Raw genomic sequence first — 3,216 nt, forward strand, 5'->3', positions numbered from 1 at the left:
GAGGCGGAGAGGCAAAAGCTCCTCCCCGAGCTTGCTCGGGGAGGGGGACCGCGCGGAGCGCGGTGGAGGGGCGGCGGAGGCAAGGCCGGAGCCGTTCTCCTCGCTTCGCTCGGCCCCTCCACCATCCTTCGGATGGTCCCCCTCCCCCAGCAGAGCTGGGGGAGGATCTGTTAGCGCGCAGTCCCAGCGGCTCTCGTTGATGCAGGGCGGGCGGACCTCCACCCCGTGCTCGCGCGCGTCGCGGACGATCTGGGCCGGCGCGTAGAAGCCCATCGGCTGGGCGTTGAGGAGGGCCGCGCAGAATACGTCCGGATGGTGGCACTTCATCCAGCAGGAGGCGTAGGCGATCTTGGCGAAGCTCGCCGCGTGGCTCTCCGGAAAGCCATAGGAGCCGAAGCCCTCGATCTGCTTGAAGGTGCGCTCGGCGAAATCCTGCGAATAGCCGTTGGCGAGCATGCCGCCGATCAACTTGTCCTGAAAGTGGGTGACCCCGCCGGTATATTTGAACGTCGCCATCGCCCGGCGGAGCTGGTCCGCCTCGGCCGGCGAGAAGCCGGCGCCGACGATCGCGACCTTCATTGCCTGCTCCTGGAAGAGCGGCACGCCCAATGTCCTCCACAGCACCTTTCGGAGCGCCTCTGACGGGAACTCGACCGGATCCTTTCCTTCCCGCCGGCGAAGATAGGGGTGGACCATGTCGCCCTGGATCGGGCCCGGGCGGACGATCGCCACTTCGATGACGAGATCGTAGAATTCCTTGGGCTTCATCCGCGGCAGCATCGACATCTGCGCACGGCTCTCGATCTGGAACACGCCCAACGTATCTGCACGCTGGATCATCGCGTAGACTTGGGGATCGTCCTCCTGAAGATCGGCCATGCTGATCCTGAGGCCCTTGTGATCCGCCAGAAGATCGAACGCGCGGCGCATGCAGCCGAGCATCCCGACGCCGAGCACGTCGACCTTCATGAAGCCGAGCTCCTCGATATCGTCCTTTTCCCACTCGATGATGCGGCGGTCCTCCATTGCCGCGGGTTCGATCGGCACCAGGTCGTCGAGCCGGTCCCTCGCGAGCACGAAGCCTCCCGGATGCTGGGACATGTGGCGCGGAGTGCCGATCAGCTGGCGCGCCAGATCGAGCGTGAGAGCCAGGCGCGGATCGGAACCGTCGAGGTTGAGGTCCTGGACGTGGCGGTCGGCAACGCCTTCGTTCGACCAGCCCCAGACCTGTCCCGCAAGCGCTCCGGTGACGTCCTCCGGAAGGCCCAGCGCCTTTCCCACCTCCCGGACGGCGCCGCGCGCGCGATAGCGGCTGACCACGGCGGCGAGCGCTGCATGATCATGGCCGTAGGTTTCGTAGATCCACTGGATCACTTCCTCGCGCCGTTCATGCTCGAAATCGACGTCGATGTCGGGCGGCTCCTTGCGATCTTCTGAGATGAAGCGCTCGAACAGGAGCTGGTGCTCGACCGGATCGATCGAGGTGATTCCGAGGATGTAGCAGATCATCGAATTGGCGGCGGATCCGCGCCCCTGGCACAATATCTGCTGGCTGCGGGCATATTGGACGATCGAGTTGACGGTCAGGAAATAAGGCGCGTAGCCGAGGCTGCCGACCAGCCGAAGCTCATGTTCCAGAAGCTTTGAATAGGCTTCGGGTACGCCTTCGGGGAATTTGGCCGCCAAGGCCTCGCGGGTCAGCTGCTCCAGCGCTTCCTGCGGCGAACGGCCCGACATCACCACTTCGTCCGGATATTGATAGCTCAGCTCGCGAAGCGAAAAGGTGCAGCGTTCGGCGATGTCGGCGGTGGCGCGGACGGCGTCGGTATAGTCGGAAAAGCGGCGCTCCATCTCCGCCGTGCTCATGAGGTGCCGGTCGGCGTAGCGCTCGCGCCGGAAGCCGAGATCGTCGATCGTGCATTTGTGGCGGATTGCAGTCACCACGTCCTGCAGCAGGCGCTTGTCCGGCGAATGGTAGAGCACGTCGCCGGTCGCGAGGCTCCGCACTCCAAAGCGGCGCGCAAGATCGTCAAGCCGTCGGAGCCGCATTGCATCCCCAGGGCGCCGGCGGTGGGTCAGAGTGCTGTAGGCGCGGCCCCCGAAAATATCTGCGGTATTGGCAAGCGCCGCTTCGGCCGCCGCATCGGGCATGTCGGGCACCAAGGCGGCTACCAGGCCCTCCGCATAAGCGGCAACATCTTCCCAGTGGAGGAAGCATTGCCCCTTCTCGCCCTTGCGGGGATCGGCCCGGGCCTTGCCTACGGTAAGCAGCCGGGTGAGCCGAGACCAGGCGGCGCGGTCCTCCGGCCAGACGAGGAGCGAGGTTCCGTCCATCAGATCGAGCCGGCAGCCGGCGACGAGGCGGAGATCGGTGGTGTCGGCGGCGATCAAGGCCCTGACGAGGCCGGCAACGCTGTTGCGGTCGGTGATGCCGAGCGCCGGATAGCCGAGATTGGCCGCGGCCGTGAACAGCTCCTCCGCTGAAGAGACCCCGCGAAGGAAGCTGAAATGGGTGGTGACGTGAAGTTCGGTGTAGGTCACCCGAACATCCCCTGCAGCCACCAGCTGAGATCGCCGGTGCGGGCATCGACGCCGTCGCCGCGGCGGTAGAGCCAGAAGCGGGCGCCTTCTTCGTCCTCGACCTGGAAATAGTCGCGCACCGCATCGGCCTCGCCGCTCCTCTTCCACCATTCGCCGTAGATGCGCTCGGGCCCGTCTGCGCGGCGGACGCGGTGCATCCTTCCGCGCCAGCTGAAGCGGAGCGGCGGCTGGTCCGGAAGCTCGGCCATCACCTTGTCGACCCGTTCCGGGCGGGCGAGGAGGCGGGAGGGGCGCGGCCAGCGGGTCGGCCATTCGGCGGCTTCCCCAAGCGGCGGGACGCGGCGGATGGAACGTTCGGGGACGTCGCTCTCGACCGCGCCGGTGCGGAAGATGTGGCCGGGGCCGAGGCGGCTTGCGAGCCGGTCGATCAGTGGCACGAGATCGGGCGAGGGCTTGTCGCCGCCGAGCGCGCTCTCGATCGGCTGGGCGCCGAGCGGCTCCGATCGTTCGGCGACGAGGTGCATCGCCTCGATCCCGAAGCCGGGATCGATCGTCTCGATCTTCATGCGCATGAGGCGGAGGAGGTGCCCTGCATCGCGCGTGGCGCGGGCGGTGCCGACCGCGATCCTCTGGTCGATGCCGTCGATTCGGGAGCAGAGGAGGAGGGTGCGCTTC

The 3,216-nt window shown here is 66.7% G+C and carries 2 protein-coding genes; both read right to left on the reverse strand.

The window, feature by feature from the left end:
• Positions 1 to 2,541: error-prone DNA polymerase (locus tag VF662_RS11965; protein ID WP_464141445.1), on the reverse strand; the 2,541-nt coding region annotated here is incomplete at its 3' end.
• Positions 2,538 to 3,216: DUF6504 family protein (locus VF662_RS11970; RefSeq protein ID WP_464141448.1), on the reverse strand; the 679-nt coding region annotated here is incomplete at its 5' end. The genes VF662_RS11965 and VF662_RS11970, both read right to left, overlap by 4 nt.

Source organism: Allosphingosinicella sp. (genome assembly GCF_036387215.1).
In the GTDB taxonomy this organism is placed as follows: domain Bacteria; phylum Pseudomonadota; class Alphaproteobacteria; order Sphingomonadales; family Sphingomonadaceae; genus Allosphingosinicella.